The sequence below is a fragment of the Arthrobacter sp. YAF17 genome (assembly GCF_052113365.1).
Taxonomy (GTDB): domain Bacteria; phylum Actinomycetota; class Actinomycetes; order Actinomycetales; family Micrococcaceae; genus Arthrobacter.
The window spans coordinates 1-18,226 of sequence record NZ_JBFRDB010000026.1 but is presented as its reverse complement, the minus strand read 5'-3'; the positions used below and the strand labels follow the sequence as shown (position 1 = coordinate 18,226).

Here is an 18,226-nt window from a genome sequence, read left to right as displayed (position 1 = left end):
CAAGAAACGCAGAGGATACTCAGCATGGAACTGCTTCCCACCATCTGGTTCATCGCCATCGCGGTGCTGTGGACGGGCTATCTCTTTCTCGAGGGCTTCGACCTCGGCGTCGGAATGCTGATGAAGGGCTTCGCCCGGAACAACACCGAACGCCGCGTGCTGCTCAACACGATCGGCCCGGTCTGGGACGGCAACGAGGTCTGGCTCCTGACCGCCGCCGGCGCCACGTTCGCGGCCTTCCCGTTCTGGTATGCGTCCCTGTTCTCCGCGCTCTACCTGCCGCTGCTGCTGGTCCTGGTGGCCCTCATCTTCCGCGCCGTGGCCTTCGAGTACCGGGGCAAGGTGGACAACCCGCGGTGGCGTGCCCGCTGGGACTGGGCCATCTCCCTGGGCTCCCTCGTGGCGGCCTTCGGTATCGGAGCCGCCCTGGGGCTCACCACCACCGGACTTCCGCTGAACGCCAACGGCGACCGAGAAGGCGGGCCCTTCGCCTGGTTCAGCGCCTACGCAGTGCTCGGCGGCCTCGCCGTCGTCGGATTCTCGCTGCTGCACGGCCTCGCCTTCCTGGCGCTGAAGACCGACGGCGACGTCCGGCACCGCGCACGCCAGTGGTTCGTCCGGCTCCTGCCTGTCCTCCTGCTGCCGATGGCGGGCTGGGCGGTCAGCCTGCAGCTGCTCAGCGGCGAGGTGTGGACCGTGCTGGCCGTCGTCGCCGCCGTCGTGGCCGCCGTCCTGGCGTGGAACTTTGCCCGCACGGGTGCCGAAGGCCGGGCGTTCCTGTCCCTGGGCACGTTCCTGCTGCTGGGCAGCGCCTCGATCTTTGGTGCCGCGTTCCCCGTTGTGCTGCCGTCCACGCTGAATCCGGACTTCAACCTGACCATCTCCAATGCCTCCTCCTCGGACTACACCCTGGGGCTGATGAGCATCGTCGCGTGCATCGGGCTGCCGCTGGTCCTCGCGTACCAGGCCTGGACGTACTGGGTCTTCCGGCGCCGGGTGAGCAGCGCGCACATTCCCGAGGCCCACAGTTTCCTCCCTGCCATCGCCGCCAGGGCGCTGGCACCAAAGGACTAACAACTTATGACACCGCAGTTCCCCTCCGGCCCCGCCAACCGCGCCGCCCTCTACCTGCTGGGCCTGCTTGCTGCCCTGAAGGCACTGTCCCTCGTCCTGATGGGGCAGGCCGTAGCCTCCATGCTTGCCGGGCTGATGGCAGGCGATCCCGGCTGGGGTGACCAGCTGTACTGGGGGGTCGCCGGAGTCGTGTTGCGGTCCCTGACCGTCTGGGCCCAGGCCGTTGCTTCGCGCCGGGCCGCGCTGGGCGTGAAGGAGGAACTGCGCTCGCAACTGCTCGAGCGTACGCTGCGCAACGGCACCCGGGCCGCCGGCCCCTCCGACGGCGGGCTAGCCATTCTCGCCACCCGGGGACTGGACGCCCTCGACAACTACTACACCCAGTTCCTGCCCGCCCTGGTGAACTGCGCAGCGATCCCGCTGCTGCTGGGCGCCCGCATCCTGTTTGCCGACTGGATCAGCGCCGCCGTGATCGTGCTGACCGTGCCGCTGGTGCCGCTCTTTATGGTCCTGATCGGCCGCTACACCGAAGACCGCGTCCGGGAGGCCCAGTCGACCCTGGCCCGGCTGTCCAGCCACATGCTCGAGCTCGCCAAGGGCCTGCCCGTCCTCGTGGGCCTGGGCCGCGCCACCGCCCAACGCAAGGCCCTCGAGGACCTCTCCGAGGAATACCGCCACCGGACCATGGGCACCCTGCGGACCGCCTTCCTCTCCGCCCTTGCACTGGAACTCATCGCCACCATCTCGGTCGCAGTCGTCGCCGTCTTCATCGGTGTCCGCCTCGTGCACGGCGACATGGCCCTCGAGGCGGGGCTGCTGGCCCTGATCCTCGCCCCCGACTGCTACCTCCCGCTCCGCGAACTGGGCACCGCACACCACGCCAGCGATGAAGGCCGTGCCGCGCTCGCCGAAACCACCACCGTCCTGGAAGCGCCCGAGCCCGCTCCGCTGCGGCCCGCTGCCGCCTCCTCCGCTTCCGACGCCGGATCCGGTGTCCCCGCGGGCCCGCCCGCCCTCAGCGTGGCCGGACTGACGGTCCGCTACGGCGGCAGGGCGGATGCCGCCGTCGGGCCTCTGAGCTTCACCGCCTCCGCGGGACGGATCACCGCCCTCGACGGCCCCAGCGGCGCCGGCAAGAGCACAGTCCTGGGCGTGCTGGCGGGCACCATCGGAACCGGCGGCGACGCTGACCGGCCCGACCGGCAAACAACGGTCACCGGACGGCTCGAAGGGTTTACGACGGCGGACATCGCCTGGGTGCCGCAGCATCCCGTGATGGTCGCCCCGACCGTGCTGGACGAAGTCCGGCTGTATCTGGGAGCTGCGGCGGCCGACGCGGCATCCGGCGCCGGACCTGGTTCCCTGTCCGGCATTGGCGACGCCACGGCCCTGCGCTGCCTGTCAGCCTGCGCCGCGGAGCACCTCGCCGCGAAGCATCCCGCCGAACTCAGCCCGGGGGAGCTGCGCCGCGCCGCACTGGCGCGCGGCCTCGCCCGGATCGAGGCGGGCGCCACCTTGTTGCTGCTCGATGAACCCACCGCCCACCTGGACCGGGAATCGGCCACCGCGGTCAGCGGCGCCATCACCGCGCTCCGCGGAAAGGTCACCGTGCTGCTGGTGGCCCACGACCGGCAGACCCGGGAACTCGCCGACAACCTTGTGGCAGTGGCACCCGGCGCCACGATCGAGTCTGCGGCCGCCACTGCCACTGCCACTGCCGCTGCCGGCGTGCCCGGCGTCGAAGCCCCGCACTTTGAGGTCCGCCGGGCCGACGCCGGACCGGCCGAGCCCGGTCAGCCCGGATTCCGGCCGGCCGGGAACACCGGCATGCCGCACGACGGGGCCGCCGGAAGCACCGAGAGCGCTTCCACGGCCGCCCAGCTCCGCCGGCTGCTCGCCCCGGTCGGGGCCAAGTTCGCCGCGGCCGGCGTTGTCGGCACCCTGGCGGCCCTCTTCGCCGTCGCCCTCGCCGGGCTCTCCGGCTGGCTGATCATCCGCGCCAGCGAGCAGCCGCCCATCCTGTACCTGCTCACGGCGATCGTGGGCGTCCGGTTCTTCGGCATCGGCCGGGCATGCCTGCGCTACCTCGAACGGCTCCTGCTGCATGACGCCGTCTTCGCCGCCTTGACCCGGCTCCGTGGCAGGCTCTGGGAGTCGCTGAGCCGCCGCGCCCTCTCGCTGCGCCGGCTGCTGCAGGGCGGCAACGTCCTGGGCACCGTGGTGGACGACGTCGACACGGTCCGGGAGCTGCTGCCCCGCGTGGTCCTGCCGCCGCTGACCGCCGTCGCCGTCGGAGCCGCGGCCGTCGCCGGCATCGCCCTGCTGCTGCCGGCCGCGCTTCCCGCCGTCGTCGCGGCCGCCCTGGTGAGCCTCGCGGCAGCTCCGGCCCTCGCGTTGGCCGCGGACCGGATGTCCGCCAGGAACGAGCAGCGGCTGCGCTCCGGCGTCCTCCGCCAGGTCGCGGCGGCCCTCGACGCCCGCGCCGAACTCCACGCCAACAGCGTCGCGGCGCCGGTGCTCGCCGCCATCACGCGGGCCGACCGCTCGGCAACCGCAGCCTCCCAACGCTCGGCATGGGCAGAAGGGCTTGGCCAGGGCCTGACGGTGCTGGCCTGCGGCACTGCCGCCCTGGCCAGCGCGGTGCTGGCGGCCCCCTTGGCCCTTAGCGGTGCGGTCGAAGCGTCGACGGTCGCCGTCGTGGTCCTGCTCCAACTCGCGCTGGTGGAGCCCTACGCGGCCATCACGACGGCGGTCCGCCAGTACCCGGCGCTGCGTGCCGTGCTCCGGCGGGTCGGCGAAGCCGGCGTCCTCGACGGCGCCGACGCCGACGCGTCCGGTGGGCTGGTCCCCGTGGCCGGCAGGCCTGGCGGCCACGCCGGGATCGAGCTCCGGGACCTTGCGGCCGCGTGGCCGGGCGGCCCGCCGGTCTTCACCGGCGTCACCGCCACCGCCGAACCCGGCCGCTGGCTCGCCGTCACCGGGGGCTCGGGGTCCGGAAAATCCACGCTGCTCGCCGTCGTCCTGGGCTTCCTCCCGGCCGCCGGCGGTCAGGTCCTGCTCAGCGGGCGTGCGGCCTGGTGCCCGCAGGAGGCGCACCTCTTCGACTCGACCATCCGCGGCAACCTGCTGCTGGGCCTTCCGGAAGGCCAGCGCGGGGGAGCAACGGAGCAGCAATTGCAGGATGCCCTGGCCGCTGTTGGCCTCGCGCCGCTGATCGGGCGGCTGGAGCACGGCGTGGACACCCGGATCGGACCGGGAGGGGCCTTCCTCAGCGGAGGCGAACGGCAGCGCCTTGCCGTGGCCCGCACGCTCCTGACCGGGGCGGACGTGATCCTGCTGGACGAACCCACCGCCCACCTGGATGCGGAGTCCGGCCGGGCGATGCTGGCCGAACTCCGGAACGGGCTGCGGGACCGCACCGTGGTCCTCGTGACGCATAACCCGGACGACATCTCCCCGGATGACAGCCGCCTCGACCTGGACAGTGCGGCCGCACCGGCCACCGGGCCAACACCGGAGTCAACGCCTTTGCTGGCGCGGGGGTAGGCCGGACGTTAGCCTGTTGGCATGAACGGACACCCCGACGCAGGGCCGCAAACCAGCCTGGACCCACGCCTGCACTGGCGGCCCGCCGGGACCGCAGACCTGGACGGCTGGGCGGAGCTGATTGCCCGGACGGCCGCCGTCGAACAGCCCGTCTGGTTCGAGCGCCGCGCCGATCTGGAACAGGTCCTCGATTCCCGGAAGAACCCGGCCGACGCGAACACCATCCTCGGCTTCGACCCGGACGGGGTGGCCCGGGCCTACGGCCGGATCACTAAGAACCCGGACGGCGATAAGGTCATCGGGTACGGCTGCGTCGATCCCGCCTGGCAAGGGAAAGGGATCGGCACCGGACTGCTGGGCTGGATGGAGGCGAGGACCCGCCAGCGTTTCGCCGACGACGCCGTGCCGGATTCCACGCCGAGGCTGCGGCTCCATAGCGAGCAGCAGCATACGCATCAGGCCGCCCTGTTCGAGGACGCCGGCTACCGGATTGTCCGCTACTACAACGAGATGCACCGGCCCCTCAACGACGGCCTTCCCGATGCCGTGCTGGACGAGGGACTGGAACTCGTGGGCTTCGGACCCGAGCTGCACGAGCCCGTCCGGCTGGCGCATAATGACGCCTTCCGGGACCACTGGGGCAGCGAGCCCCGGGATGAGGAGGGATGGGGCTTTGTGGTGAATGATCCGCTGGCCCGGCCGGACCTGAGCGCCGTCGCCGTGGAGCGGTCCACCGGGGAAGTGGCCGGCTACCAGCTCGCGAGCCATGACGAGGTGGGGGCCGTGTCGCGTGGCTACAAAGAGGGCTACACGGACCTGCTGGGCGTGCGGCGCGAGTACCGCGGCCGCGGGGTGGCGCAGGCCCTGCTCGCCGATGCGATGCGCCGCTTCGCCGCGGCAGGCATGGACAAGGCCTCGCTCGACGTCGACTCGGAAAACCCCACCGGCGCCCTGGCCCTCTACGCCAAGATGGGCTACGTCGCCGTCAACACCAGCATGGCGTGGGACAAGGAACTGTAGCTACCCGTCCACACGCTACCCATCATCGCGCTATCCATCCACGCGCTATCCATCCACATCGTGGAGGTGATGGACCACGTCGTGCAGGAAGTACTGCGAGAACGTCAGGACGGTGAACTCCGAGCCGTTGCTGCGGGTGCCTTTGCGCCGCCACTGATCTTCCGGGACGCGGCCGAAGGAAGCGGCGATCTGCTCGCCCTCTGCGGTGAGTTCGGTGCTGACCTCGGCCGGGTCGGCGTTGGCATAATCGTTCTCGACCGCAGAGAGGTCCTGGTCCCAATCCGCGAACCGGGCGTCATCCTCGGTCAGCATCAGGCCGAGCCGGTGGTCGAACAGGGCGAAGACGTCGCGCACGTGGCAGGCGTATTCGAGGACGGACCAGGTGTTCTCGTCGGGCCGTTCCGCCACGTCGGGGCGCCGCAGGGCCGCACGCCAGCGGGGAAGCATATTCTCCACGATTCCCGGCGCCGTCGCGGGCGTCGCCGCCGAGGCATCGAAACCGCACTCCGGGCAGGGCCGCTGCAGGACCCAGGTCCAATCCTTGATATCAGGGATGATAGGCATGCGAGCAGTCTAGGGGTATTCCGCCAGAGCCGAGGCGCCCGGCCCTTCATGTCCGGCCCGCATCAGGGGTGCCGGGGTACGTGGCTGAGCCCCGTGCCGGCCATTCACCACGAATGGCCGCATTGGCAGGCCTTATAGCGGCCACTCGTGGTGAATGAGTGAGCGGCGGGCGTGACGAGCGCCCCGGGACACCCGCAGCCCCAAAACCCCAGCGGGCCTAGCCTTCCGCCCCGGGCTCCGGCTGCCACGCCATGCTCGGTCCAATCGCGTCGATGGCCTGGGAGAGCGGAATGCCGGACCCGTCGCGGCGGCCGTGTTCCCCGGGAAGGGAGCGGGCCACGCCGGCGAGGGAGGATGCCTTCGCAGGGCCGTGGCCGGCCCAAGCGAGCAGCAGGGTGTCCTCGCCCTTGAGGAAACGGTGTGCCCGGACCCCTGCGGTGGCGCGGCCCTTGGCAGGGTACTCGGACAGCGCGGTGACTTTGGCGGCCCCCGGGGCAGTACCGGGCAGCGCCCCGTCCGTGCCGGCGATGGTGACGACGACGGCGTCGCCGTCGGCCGGGCTGGCGGTGCCGAAGAACATGACGCGGTCCCCGGCAGCCAGCTTGATGCCGGCCATGCCCCCTGCGGTGCGGCCCTGCGGACGGACGGCGGAGGCGGGGAAGCGCAGGAGCTGCGACTGCCGCGTCACGAAGACGAGGTCGACGTCGTCGGATCCCGCGGGGGCGACCCCCACCACTGTGTCTTTGTCTTTGAGGGCGATGACTTCCCAGTCCTCGCGGTTCAGCGGGTAGTCGGGCTGGACCCGCTTGACCACGCCCTGCGCGGTACCGATCGCCAGCACCTCCTCCAGGGGCGCGAACGTCACGAGGGATTCGCCCTTGAGCAGCGTGATGAAGTCCTTGGCCGGCACCCCGCCGGCCAGGTTCGGCGTGCCGGAGGTCGGCGGCAGCACGGGCATGTCCATCACCTGGAGGCGGAGCATGCGCCCCTGTGAGGTGACGGCGGCAATCTCGCCGCGCGCGGACGTCTTGACCACGGAGGTGAACACATCGTGCCGGGTCCGCGGGCCGGCCTCCGCGAGGCTGTCCTGGTTGGCGGTGCGTGCGATCTGGCCGGACGCGGTCAGGATCGCCCAGCAGGGATCGTCCGCGATCTCCAGCGCCAGCGGAGCGGCCTTGCCCTTGGCTCCCGGGGCGGCGGCCAGGGCGGCGACCGTGGGGGAGACGGCCTCGGATTCGAGCAGGACGGTGCGGCGCGGGGTGCCGTATTTCTCGGCGATTTCGGCCAGCTCGGCGGACACCAGGGCGCGGAGCCGCTCGCTGGAGCCGAGGATGGCTTCCAGCTCGGCGATCTCGCGGCGCAGCTCGTCCTGCTCCTTCTCGAGTTCGATCCGGGAGTACTTGGTCAGCTGCCGGAGCCGGAGCTCCAGGATGTAGTTGGCCTGGATCTCGGAAAGGTCGTAGATGGACATCAGCCGGGTCCGGGCCGCGGCCGCCTCGTCCGAGGAACGGATGATCTGGATGACCTCGTCGATGTCCACGATCGCGATCAGGAGGCCCTCCACCAGGTGCAGGCGGTCCTTCTTCTTGCCGAGGCGGAAGGCGGTGCGGCGGCGGACGACGTTGATGCGGTGCTCAACGTAGACGGAGAGCAGCTGCAGCAGCCCGAGGGTCTGCGGCTGCCCGTCCACGAGGGTGACGTTGTTGATGCCGAAGGAATCCTCCATCGGCGAGTAGCGGTACAGCTGCTGGAGCACGGCGTTGGGGTTGAAGCCGTTCTTCAGCTCAATGACCAGGCGGAGGCCGTGCTTGCGGTCCGTGAGGTCCACGATGTCGCTGATGCCGGTGAGTTTCTTGCCGTTGACGGCGTCCTTGATCTTCTCGATCACCTTCTCCGGGCCCACCATGTACGGCAGTTCCGTGACCACCAGACCGGTGCGGCGGGCCGAGAGCTGCTCGACCTCCACCTTGGCCCGGGTCTTGAACGAGCCGCGGCCCGTGGCGTAGGCGTCGCGGATGCCGTCCAGGCCTACGATCCGGCCGCCCGTGGGCAGGTCCGGGCCGGGGACGAACTTCATGATGTCCTCGAGCGTGGCGTCCGGGTGCTCGATCAGGTGCCGGGCGGCGGCAATCACTTCCACCAGGTTGTGCGGTGCCATGTTCGTGGCCATGCCGACGGCGATGCCGGTGGCGCCGTTGACCAGCAGGTTCGGGAACGCGGCCGGCAGCACGTCCGGCTGGGTCAGCTGGTTGTCGTAGTTGGGGACGAAGTCGACGACGTCCTCGTCGAGGTGGTCCGTCAGGGTCAGTGCGGCGGCCGCCAGCCGGGCCTCGGTGTACCGCGGGGCCGCCGGGCCGTCGTCGAGCGAGCCGAAGTTGCCGTGACCGTCGATGAGCGGCAGCCGCAGCGAGAAGTCCTGCGCCATGCGCACCATCGCGTCGTAGATCGCCGTGTCACCGTGCGGGTGCAGCTTGCCCATGACCTCGCCCACCACGCGGGCGCTCTTGACGTGGCCGCGGTCCGGGCGGAGGCCCATCTCGCTCATCATGTACAGAATGCGCCGCTGCACCGGCTTCAGTCCGTCGCGGGCATCCGGAAGGGCACGCGAGTAGATCACCGAATAGGCGTACTCGAGGAACGATCCTTCCATCTCCGATGTGACGTCGATGTCGACGATATTCTCTACGAAATCGGTGCTGGCTTCCCCTGCCGGGGGCGTGGTTTGGCGGCGGGCCATGAGGCTGGTGGGTCCTTCTGAGGGGTGCTGAACGTGTGCTGCAAAAGATTATGACTAGGCTAAGCCTATGGTGGATCAGCCCGCGGACGGCGTATATCCGGAATATTGGGAAGCCGATGTTGTCCTGCGCGACGGCGGGACCGCCCATCTGCGCCCGATCCACCCCGCTGATGCGGACGCCGTCCAGGCCTTCCACGGAGGGCAGTCGCAGAAGTCCATCTACATGCGGTTCTTCGCGTTCAAGTCCAAACTCTCCGCCAAGGAACTCAAACGGTTCACCGAGGTGGACTACAAGGACCGTGTGGCCCTGGTGATCACCATCGGCGGCGAAATCATGGGCATCGGCCGGTATGACCGGCTCGATGACCCCGAAGAAGCCGAAGTCGCGTTCAACATCGCCGACGCGCACCAGGGCCGCGGCATCGGGTCCATCCTGCTCGAACACCTCGCCGCCGCCGCCCGGGAAAACGGGATCCGGAAGTTCAGTGCCGAGGTGCTCCCGGAAAACCGGAAGATGCTGATGGTGTTCTCCGACGCCGGGTACGACGTCAAACGCCACTTCGACGACGGTGTGGTCAGCCTCGAATTCAACATCGACCCCACGGACAAGTCCCGCGCCGTGATGGAGTCCCGCGAACACCGCGCCGAGGCCCGCAGCATCCAGGAACTGCTCGCCCCGTCTTCCGTGGCGGTGATCGGTGCCAGCCGCAAATGGGGCACCGTGGGCTACCAGCTGCTGGAGCACATCATCGAGGGCCGCTTCACCGGCCCCGTCTACGCGATCAACCCCGAGGCGTTCGAGCTCGCCGGCATGCTCTCCTTCGCCCGGCTTTCCGAGGTGCCGGGCCCCGTCAATCTCGCCATCATCGCCGTCCCCTACTCCGAGGTCCCGAAAGTCGTGGAGGAATGCGGCGCCGCGGGCGTCAAGGGGATCGTGGTGGCCACGGCAGGCTACGCGGACGACGGCGAACGCGGCCTCGCCCGGCAGCGCGAACTCGTCAGGCAGGCCCGCGCCAACGGCATGCGCGTGATCGGCCCCGCGTCACTTGGCATCATGAACACCAACCCTGCCGTGTCCCTCAACGCCTCGATGGCCCCCTCGCTGGGCCGCCGCGGCGGCCTGGGCCTGTTCAGCCAGTCGGCAGCGATCGGTGTCTCCCTCTACGCCGCCTCCAGCCGGCGCCGCGTCGGGATCTCCACGTTCCTCTCCGCCGGCAACCGCGCCGACGTCTCCGGCAACGACATGATGCAGTTCTGGGAGGACGACGCCGACACGACCGCCGTCGGGCTGTACCTGGAATCGATCGGCAATCCGCGCAAGTTTTCCCGGCTGGCCCGCCGCCTGGCCCGGACCAAACCGGTCATCGTGGCCAAGTCCGACGCGATGGGCCTCGGGCTGCCTCCCGGCCACGCCGTCCGCACCACGTTGGCCCCGCCGGACGCCCTGGACGCGATGATGCGCCAGGCCGGAGTGATCCGCGTCGAGACCATCGAACAGCTTATGGACGTCGCCCAGATCGTCTCCAGCCAGCCCCTCCCGCAGGGCCCGGGAGTCGCCGTGTTCAGCAACTCCCGCGCGCTCGGCAAGGTTGTCGCGGACAGTGCGACGGCGCAGGGTCTCGGGGTGGAGCGGATCGTCACCGACGTCGACCTCGACGCCGGGATGTCCGTGGCGCTGCCGGCGCTGCGGCACAGCCTGCAGGAAGTCCTCACCGCCGACTCCGTCCACGCGGTGGTGGTGGCGCTGCTGCCGGCCCACGGCCTCACCGTGGAAAAGATCGCCGGAGTGCTTGCCGAATGTTCTGTGGCGGCCGGCAAACCCGTGGTGGCGGCATTCAGCGGACTGCTGGACCCGTCCATCTATGTGGAGGGAATGGTGGGGGACCAGGCGGGCTCAACGGTGGTTCCCTGCTACTCCAACCCCGGGGCGGCAGTGGCCGCGTTGGGTTCCGTGGTCCGCTATGCCCAGTGGCTGGGCCGCGACCAGGGCCTGTTCGTGGAACCCGAGGGCTGCGACCCGGACGGCACGCACGATGAGCTGGAACGGCTGCTGGACAAAGTGGGCGGCGAACATCTGGTCCGGCTGGACGCGGAGACGGCCGCGGGCCTGCTGGCCCGCTACGGCATCAGGGTGGTCCCGTCCGTCGGCTTTGAAACCGCCGATGAGGCCGTCGCCGCCGCGGACCGGCTCGGCTGGCCCGTGGCGTTGAAGACCACCGACCCCGCGCTGCGGCACCGGCTGGACCTGGGCGGGGTGCGCCTGGACATCCAGGACGCGGACTCGCTGCGGCGGAATGTGCTGGAAATGCGCAAGTCGCTGGAACGTTACGGCTCGCCGTCGCTGGAAGTGCAGACCATGGCGCCGGTGGGGCAGGCCTGCACCTTCCGCGCCATCGAGGATCCGTTGCTGGGCCCGGTGGTGTCGTTCGGCCTGGCTGGTGACGCCGTCAACCTGCTCGACGACTGGGCCCACCGCGTGCCGCCGCTCTCCGGCTCCGACCTGCATGACTTCATCCGGGCGCCCCGGGCCTCGCGGAAACTCTTCGGCTACCAGGGCCTGCCGGCCGTGGATGCCAGGGCCCTGGAGGACCTCGCCGCCAGGCTGACCAGGCTCAAGGACAACCATCCGGAGATTGCCCTCGTCGACTTCAACCCCGTGCTCGCCGGGCCGGAGGGGGCCGCCATCCTGTCCGCCGACGTCCGGATCGCGAACGCCGCCCAGCGCACCGACAGTGCCCGCCGCGCCATGCGCAGCTGACAGCTTGGGGACAGCCTTAGGCACGCGGCGGGGAAGCGCCGGGGTGAGGCGGGGCGCCGCCTGGCCGGCGAGGGTTAGCATGTCCCCAGCCGATCTGTGAAAATGGAGACCATGAGCTTTCAGTCTCCGACACCCAAGCCCCAGGCGACCATCTCCGGACGCCCGGGCGCGCACCACCACGGCCTGCATGACCACAGTGCGCAGGGTCAAAGCCTGGAGGGGGCGCTCCAGCAGGCCGGTTTCTACCCCCGGCTGGTGGCCGACGTCGTCGCCGACGCCCTTGACGGGCGCGACTGCGTGGCCCACCTCGTGCACCTCGAGACGCACTTCGACCGCGCCGAGGTCCGCCGCCACATCACGGTCCTGGTCCTGACCGAGGACATGCTGGTGATCACCCACGTGGACGACCAGCAGCTCGACGAGGCGGGTGAGCAGACGGTGGCGCAGGTCTCCACTGAATCCGTGCCCGTGACGCAGATCGGCTCCGTGGTGCTCAGCTACGTGTACGCCCAGCCCCAGGACTACAAACCGTCGGATCCGGTCCGCGAGCTGACCCTGTCCATCGCGTGGTCCGGCGGCCAGCGCCTCGACATGGGCCCGGCCAGCTGCGGTGACCCGCAGTGCGAGGCCGACCATGGCTACAGCGGCACCATCTCCCAGGAGGACATCGTGCTCCGGATCAGCGCCGAAGCCGACGGCCTGCAGGCCGTCCAGGATGCCAAGCTGTTCGCCCGTGCCCTGCGCGCCGTGAACACGGGATCCACTGCCCCGGTGCCCCACACCGGCCCGGGGCTCCCGCCCCGCCCGCGGATGGGTGTCTTCGGGAGCCGCGTCAGCCGCGGCCACCAGCGCTGAGATGACGCCGGTCCGCGTGCCTGAACCGTTGTCCTCCGCCCCGGCCCCCGTCCGGACTGCAGCCGGGATCCTTCCCGCAGCCCCGGCCTTCGGCGACCGGTCCGTCGCCGAGGTGCTTACAAGTGCCGCGGCCAGCCTGGGCGTTCCCGGTTTCGAGAACCGCCTGAAGCTGCCCGCCTCCCAGCGCGTCTGCGTCGTCCTCGCCGACGGGCTGGGCCGCAACCTGCTGAAGCAGAAATCGGCGCACACACCGTTCCTTCGCTCCGTCATGCAGGCAGGCCAGGGGCAGGTGCCCGTCTCCCTGGACTCCGCCTTCCCCTCCACCACCGCCGCCTCACTGGCCAGCTTCGGCACCGGACTCGCGGCCGGGCAGCACGGCATGGTGGGTTACGACGTGCTGGACCCGGACCAGGACCGGGTGGTCAACATGCTCGGCGGCTGGGACGCCGGCGTCGATCCCCAGGTGTGGCAGCCGTTCCCCACCGTGTTCGAACGTGCCGCGGCACACGTCGACGTCGTCACAGTCAGCCTCCCGCAGTTCAGCGACTCCGCCATGACCCGGGCCGCGCTCCGCGGGGGCCGCCATGTCACCGCCCTCACCTCCCACGCCAGGACCGCGGCCGCCGCGGAGGCGATGGCCGGTGCCGGCAGCTCCCTGATGTACTTCTACGTCAATGAACTGGACAAGGCCGGGCACCGCCACGGCTGCCAGTCCCCGCAGTGGGAGCACCAGCTCGAGGAACTCGACGCCACCGTGAAACGGCTCAGCGCCACCCTGCCGGCAGGCACCACCATCCTGCTCACGGCGGACCACGGCATGCTCGACGTGCCGGAATCCCAGCGGATCGACTATTCCGCCGACCCTGACCTCGTTGCAGAGGTCCGCCACACGGCCGGCGAACCGCGGATGGTCCACCTCTACTTGGAGGAGGCGGAGGGCGATGCCGGCCGCGCCCGCCTGATCGACGCCTGGCGTGCCCGCTTCGGCGAGCGGATCTGGGCTTTCACCCGCGAGGAAGCCATCAACGCGGGGCTCTTCGGTGAAGTCCGGGCCGAGGCCGCCCCGCGGATCGGCGACGTGATGATCGCTGCCCGGGACCCGCTGGCGTTCTACGACACCCGGCGCGTCCGGCCCACAGCCCTCGAGGTGGTGGGCCAGCACGGTTCGTTGACGAAAGCCGAACGCGAAGTCCCGCTGCTCTGTTTCCAGGCGGACGGAAAAAGGGCCCCCCGCGCCTGACAGCGCATTCGCACTGCTAAGCATTTGCACGCCAACCCCGGGGGCCCTGGGGTCCGCGGACTCAGCTAGTCGCCGCGGGCTCCGAAAACGATTTCGTCCCAGCTCGGAATGCTGGAGCGCTTCGGCTTCGCCGGCTGGCGCTCCGGTTGCTCCGCATCGCGGTCTTCGCGGGCAGGGGCCGGGGATTCACGCTGCTGGCGCCGCGAGGTTCCGCCGCCCAGCAGCTCGTCCAGCCCCGGGCTGGAGGTGGGTCCCTGCTGACCCACGGGCCGCAGCTGTGACGCCGCGATGGTGATCTCCCGGGTTTCGGTACTGACGCCGTCATGGAGCTTCAGGGCATCGTCCGGCCCGTCCTCATGACGCGGAGCCAGGGTGAGGCGGGACATGATCGAGGGCCGGCCGTCGCGCCGGCGCTCCCACGGATCAGAGACCGGACGTGGTTCCGTCCCGGCTGCCTGCACGTGCTCCGGCTTCGGGGCAGCGGCCCCGAATTCGTCTCCAGGAGACTCGCCGCTGTCCGTCGCGCCGTCGTCCTGATTGTCGCTGTCCTGCTCATCGCTGTCCGGGCCGGCCGGGACCTCCGCAAGGACCTCGGAGGGCCGCGGGTGGGCTGCGGGGACACCGTTGGTCAGCAGCTTGGCGAGGGCGTCGTCGGCGTCTTCGTCCACTCCGAGGCGCTGCCCGCGGCGGGAGCGCAGCATGTCCAGCAGCCCGTCGGATTCCTGTTCCTGGTGCAACTGGAGCTGCTGGACCACCTGGAGCTGGGCGGTTGCGGTGCGCGCGGCAGCCTCCGCGTCGGTTTCAAAATCAAAGGGGCGGTCCGAGACGGCGGTGAGCCGGCGGGCCGGTACAGGACCGTCGAGGGGCTCCAGTTCGCTGAGCTGCTGCGCCCAGCGGTTCGCGTTCTGCAGGGATTTCCGGGCCGGGCTGAACGTCCACATGGCCGGCGGTTCCTCGCCGATACCGGCGGGGCCGCCGGGCTTGGGTTCGAAGCGGGCCACCACGTTCCAGCTGCCATCGGGACGCCGCCAGGAGTCCCACTCCACGGTGGAGGCTTCAATGCCGTGCGCGCTGAGCCGGTGGGCCACCATGTCGCCGAGCGACGCCGGGTGGTCCCCGAACACCGAACGGTACACGTCATGGCCGGGGGCCGGTGCGGCGACTTCCACTTTGCGGGCCTGCTGGGCAACGTACTCGCGCTCGGCCAGTACCGGACCCTCGTAACGCTGGACTTTCGCGAGCGGAATGCCGGAGAGTTCCGCCACCTCTGTGGCCGTCGATCCGCTGCGGATCCGCGCCTGGATATCGCGCGGAGACATGGCAATAGGGGTAGCCGCCGCGACGGACGCGGCTTTGGCCGTCGTCCGGCTGGCTGCCACCCGAAGTGCTTCATCGATTGGCAGCTGGAACATCTCGCCGCCGGTGCCGCTCAACAGGAGATGCTCCCCGTCGTCGTGGACGCCTACAAGCCGTAGATCCTGCATACAAATCCTCCACCCTGGCATTACTAACAATCGAAACTCTGCCACCGATGCGGGCCAATTCGGGTGAGGACGGAGGGCGCGCCGTGATTTTCCGCGAATTTACGCTATTTTTGGGCCCCTTCGCAGTTCCCCGGGTCTCCCGGTCCCGGAAGCGGCGGCGGGGGCCCGCCGTCACAGACCAGAGGACTCTGGCGTTCACTGGAGGCTTAAGCAAAAATGACCCGACATCGGGCACAAAAACCGCGTGGCCGGCGTTGACACCGGAGAACCGCTACCGGGGGTCCAGGGTTACAGCCCCGAAGGACCGCCGGGCACGGCGACCCAACCGAACGACTGCGGAGTGTGAGCGACAAATAATGGCGACAGACTACGATGCGCCACGCAAGACCGAGGAGGACCTCAGCGAGGACTCCCTTGAGGCGCTGAAAGCGCGCCGCACGGAAAAGCCGTCCGCAGTGGTCGATGAAGACGAATCGGACCTTGCCGAGGGCTACGAACTTCCCGGCGCGGACCTGTCCGGGGAGGAGCTGCTGGTTCTTGTCCTGCCGGCCCAGGCCGACGAATTCACCTGTGCGTCCTGCTTCCTGGTCCGGCACCGTTCGCAGATTGCCCGCGAGAAGGACGGCCTGAAGTTCTGCAGGGACTGCGAAGGCTAAAGCCTCTGCGAAGGCTAGGAGTTCAGCGCGTCGATCAGCTGGTCCGGGTGGCGGGTGGACGTCAGCCAGTAGGGCGTGCGGTCTGAGGGGTCAGTGATCTCGATGCGGACCACCGGATCGATCCACCCGCGGATGCAGAGGAAGGCCAGGCCGTTGAGGCGGGTGCCGCGTTCTGCCGTCGCCTCCGCGCCCCGGAAGGCGGTCGCGGTGCCGACGAAGCGACGTTCGATCGTGGCCCGGCCGACGCGCAGGGTGGAGCCGGTGACGGTGATGGCAGGGGTCGAGAGGACCAGTAGCACCGCGACGATGACGAACAGGACAACCGCCGCGGTGAGCCCGGCGCCCAGGCTGATGGGGGCGAACACCAGGATCCCGGCGCCCGACATTCCTGCCGACACCAGCCAGATCCAGACGTTCGGCCAGAGCTTCTCGTTGTACAGAACGGCGTCGCTGGGGGTGCTGTTGGGGGCAGGCACGGCTGCACTGGATTCGGGCATAGGCCCAGCTTTCCACTTTTTCCGGGCTATTTCACCTTGGCCCCTGTTGCAGCCGCGGCCGCCGCTTCCCACCGGCCGCGGCTAGGCTGATGTTCCCCGCTGGCGTTAGAGTGAGGGACTGTGACTGAAGAAACGACTGCCGTAGAGGCAGTGGCAGAATATGGGACCCCCACGCTGACGGTTCAACTGAAAATGCTCGACGACGGCCTGGAGCCGCCGTCGTATGCGCACCCTGGCGACGCCGGAGCGGACCTGCGCGCCCGCGAGGACGTAGTGCTGGAGCCGGGGGAGCGCAGGCTGGTCCCCACGGGTGTTTCCATTGCCCTCCCCGATGGTTTTGTGGCCCTGATCCACCCCCGCTCCGGGCTTGCCACGAAGCACGGACTGACCGTGGTGAACGCCCCCGGAACCGTCGACGCCGGCTACCGCGGAGAAATCGCGGTGACGCTGCTCAATACCGACCGCCGGCAGGCGATCGAACTCAAGCGCGGCGATAGAATTGCACAAATGCTTATTCAGCGCGTGGAGTACGCCCGGTTCCTGCCCGTCCAGGAGCTCAGCGACTCGGTTCGCGGCGGCGGAGGCTTCGGATCCACCGGCGGCTTCGGCGCGCCGGTCTGACCGGCAGCCGGCAAACCCGCAGTATTTACGCAGGGACTGATGAGCAGGACCTATTTTCAGGACGTATCAGCCGGCCGGAGTTTCTGCAGGGGCACAGAACGAAACAGCAGCAGACGGCGGGCGCCACGCGGACGCGGGGCGGCGCGGCGGCACAGGATCACAACTAAGGAGACAACCCCATGGTTTTTGGGCGTGGCAGGAAAGCCAAGCAGGAACAGCTGACCGACCCCGGGGAAACCCAGGAGGCAGTTGCTGACGCTTCCGCCGATGACTCCGCCGCACCCGGCGCGGCCGGGGCCACTTCCGCTGTTCCCGGCCGCGGGGCCACGGGTCCCTTCGACGTCTCGGAAATCGAGGACCAGGACGGCTATGTGGACCTCGGTGCACTGCTGATTGCCCCCGCGGAAGGCCTCCAGCTCCGGCTCGAGGTCGAAGAGGCCACGCAGCGCGTCGTGGCCGTCACCCTGGACCTGAACGGCTCAAGCCTCCAGCTCCAGGCATTCGCGGCGCCCCGCTCCGAGGGCCTTTGGGACGAAATCCGCGAGCAGATCGGCCAGTCGGTCGGCAGCCAGGGCGGCCAGATCGAGGAAATCCCGGGCGGCTTCGGCACCGAGCTACTCGCCAAGCTGCCGGCCGGCGGCGCCGACGAAAGCCACGGCTACCGCGTTGCCCGCTTCATCGGCGTCGATGGCCCGCGCTGGTTCCTCCGCGGAGTGTTCGGCGGCGAGGCCGCCGTGGACCGCGAGGCGGCCGCAGGGCTTGAGAGCCTGTTCCGGCAGATCGTGGTGGTCCGCGGTGAAAACCCGATGCCGCCGCGCGACCTGCTGCAGCTCCGCCTGCCGAAGGACAACGCCGCCCCCGCGCCGCAGTCCGCCCCGGACCTCGAGCGGCCCGAACGTGGACCGGAGATTACCCAGATTGGCTGATGCCCCCCGCCAGGATCCGGCCTCTTCCGTCTCCGTGAGGGGGTTGCCGGACCGCGGCCGCGTGGTGTGCCACGGCTACATCGAGTCGGTCACCTACGCGCCGGCAAGCCAGGTGGCCGCCTTCACCGCGGTCGTCGTCGACCACGACGCGCCCAGCATCAAGGCGCCCGGCGCCAAAACACCCGGCGCCAAGGCTATCCGTGCCGCGGCGGGGTCCGCCGCCGGCGCCGCCGCACCCGCCGCGTCCC

At 69.8% G+C, this 18,226-nt stretch carries 13 protein-coding genes and 1 pseudogene; 10 read left to right on the top strand and 4 right to left on the bottom strand.

All coding sequences use genetic code 11. The annotated features are described in order from the left end of the window. Window positions 1–24 precede the first annotated feature (24 nt). The 3 genes from cydB to AB4Y67_RS17145 are packed head-to-tail and all read left to right on the top strand — an operon-like array spanning window position 25 to window position 5,640. Window positions 25–1,074: a cytochrome d ubiquinol oxidase subunit II gene (gene cydB, locus AB4Y67_RS17155; RefSeq protein ID WP_441406958.1), complete on the top strand. Its 1,050-nt coding sequence runs from the start codon at window positions 25–27 to the stop codon at window positions 1,072–1,074. Window positions 1,075–1,080: 6 nt separating this feature from the next. After that, a complete protein-coding gene (cydD, locus tag AB4Y67_RS17150) occupies window positions 1,081–4,620 on the top strand; it encodes a thiol reductant ABC exporter subunit CydD (RefSeq protein WP_441406957.1) in 3,540 nt (1,179 codons plus the stop codon). Window positions 4,621–4,641: 21 nt separating this feature from the next. Beyond that, a complete protein-coding gene (locus tag AB4Y67_RS17145) occupies window positions 4,642–5,640 on the top strand; it encodes a GNAT family N-acetyltransferase (RefSeq protein WP_441406956.1) in 999 nt (332 codons plus the stop codon). Between the two features lie 45 nt (window positions 5,641–5,685). On the opposite strand, the gene AB4Y67_RS17140 is transcribed toward AB4Y67_RS17145, so the two are convergent. Next, window positions 5,686–6,204, bottom strand: coding sequence for a DinB family protein (locus AB4Y67_RS17140; protein WP_441406955.1), 519 nt, complete (start codon window positions 6,202–6,204; stop codon window positions 5,686–5,688). Between the two features lie 217 nt (window positions 6,205–6,421). Further along, window positions 6,422–8,941, bottom strand: a complete 2,520-nt coding sequence (locus AB4Y67_RS17135) for a DNA gyrase/topoisomerase IV subunit A (RefSeq protein ID WP_441406954.1) — start codon at window positions 8,939–8,941, stop codon at window positions 6,422–6,424. 67 nt (window positions 8,942–9,008) lie between these two features. Here AB4Y67_RS17135 and AB4Y67_RS17130 point away from each other — a divergent pair, with 67 nt between their 5' ends. The 3 genes from AB4Y67_RS17130 (at window position 9,009) to AB4Y67_RS17120 (ending at window position 13,794) form a co-directional block, all read left to right on the top strand. After that, complete coding sequence (locus AB4Y67_RS17130) at window positions 9,009–11,699, top strand: bifunctional acetate--CoA ligase family protein/GNAT family N-acetyltransferase (RefSeq protein WP_441406953.1); 2,691 nt, start codon at window positions 9,009–9,011, stop codon at window positions 11,697–11,699. Window positions 11,700–11,810: 111 nt separating this feature from the next. Next, complete coding sequence (locus AB4Y67_RS17125) at window positions 11,811–12,554, top strand: DUF5998 family protein (RefSeq protein ID WP_441406952.1); 744 nt, start codon at window positions 11,811–11,813, stop codon at window positions 12,552–12,554. Window positions 12,555–12,570: 16 nt separating this feature from the next. Next, window positions 12,571–13,794 carry an alkaline phosphatase family protein gene (locus AB4Y67_RS17120; RefSeq protein ID WP_441406951.1) on the top strand — a complete coding sequence of 408 codons (1,224 nt, stop codon included), beginning with the start codon at window positions 12,571–12,573 and terminating at the stop codon, window positions 13,792–13,794. Between the two features lie 65 nt (window positions 13,795–13,859). Here the strand turns inward: AB4Y67_RS17120 and sepH are convergent, their stop codons facing one another. Continuing rightward, on the bottom strand, window positions 13,860–15,278 hold the full coding sequence (gene sepH, locus AB4Y67_RS17115; RefSeq protein ID WP_441406950.1) for a septation protein SepH: 1,419 nt from the start codon (window positions 15,276–15,278) through the stop codon (window positions 13,860–13,862). Window positions 15,279–15,634: 356 nt separating this feature from the next. On the opposite strand from sepH, the gene AB4Y67_RS17110 reads away from it, so the two are divergent. After that, a complete protein-coding gene (locus AB4Y67_RS17110) occupies window positions 15,635–15,934 on the top strand; it encodes a DUF4193 domain-containing protein (protein ID WP_441406949.1) in 300 nt (99 codons plus the stop codon). A 14-nt stretch (window positions 15,935–15,948) separates the two neighbouring features. On the opposite strand, the gene AB4Y67_RS17105 is transcribed toward AB4Y67_RS17110, so the two are convergent. Next, the gene (locus tag AB4Y67_RS17105; protein ID WP_441406948.1) at window positions 15,949–16,431 is read right to left on the bottom strand and encodes a DUF3093 domain-containing protein; all 483 of its coding nucleotides are present in this window, start codon (window positions 16,429–16,431) and stop codon (window positions 15,949–15,951) included. A 120-nt stretch (window positions 16,432–16,551) separates the two neighbouring features. Between AB4Y67_RS17105 and dut the strand changes: the two genes are divergently transcribed. The 3 genes and pseudogenes from dut to AB4Y67_RS17090 all read left to right on the top strand — a co-directional run. After that, on the top strand, window positions 16,552–17,052 hold the full coding sequence (gene dut / locus AB4Y67_RS17100; RefSeq protein ID WP_441406947.1) for a dUTP diphosphatase: 501 nt from the start codon (window positions 16,552–16,554) through the stop codon (window positions 17,050–17,052). Window positions 17,053–17,231: 179 nt separating this feature from the next. After that, window positions 17,232–17,978: a DUF3710 domain-containing protein gene (locus AB4Y67_RS17095; protein ID WP_441406946.1), complete on the top strand. Its 747-nt coding sequence runs from the start codon at window positions 17,232–17,234 to the stop codon at window positions 17,976–17,978. Continuing rightward, a pseudogene (locus AB4Y67_RS17090) lies at window positions 17,971–18,226 on the top strand (hypothetical protein); the annotation flags it as partial. The gene AB4Y67_RS17095 and the pseudogene AB4Y67_RS17090, both read left to right, overlap by 8 nt.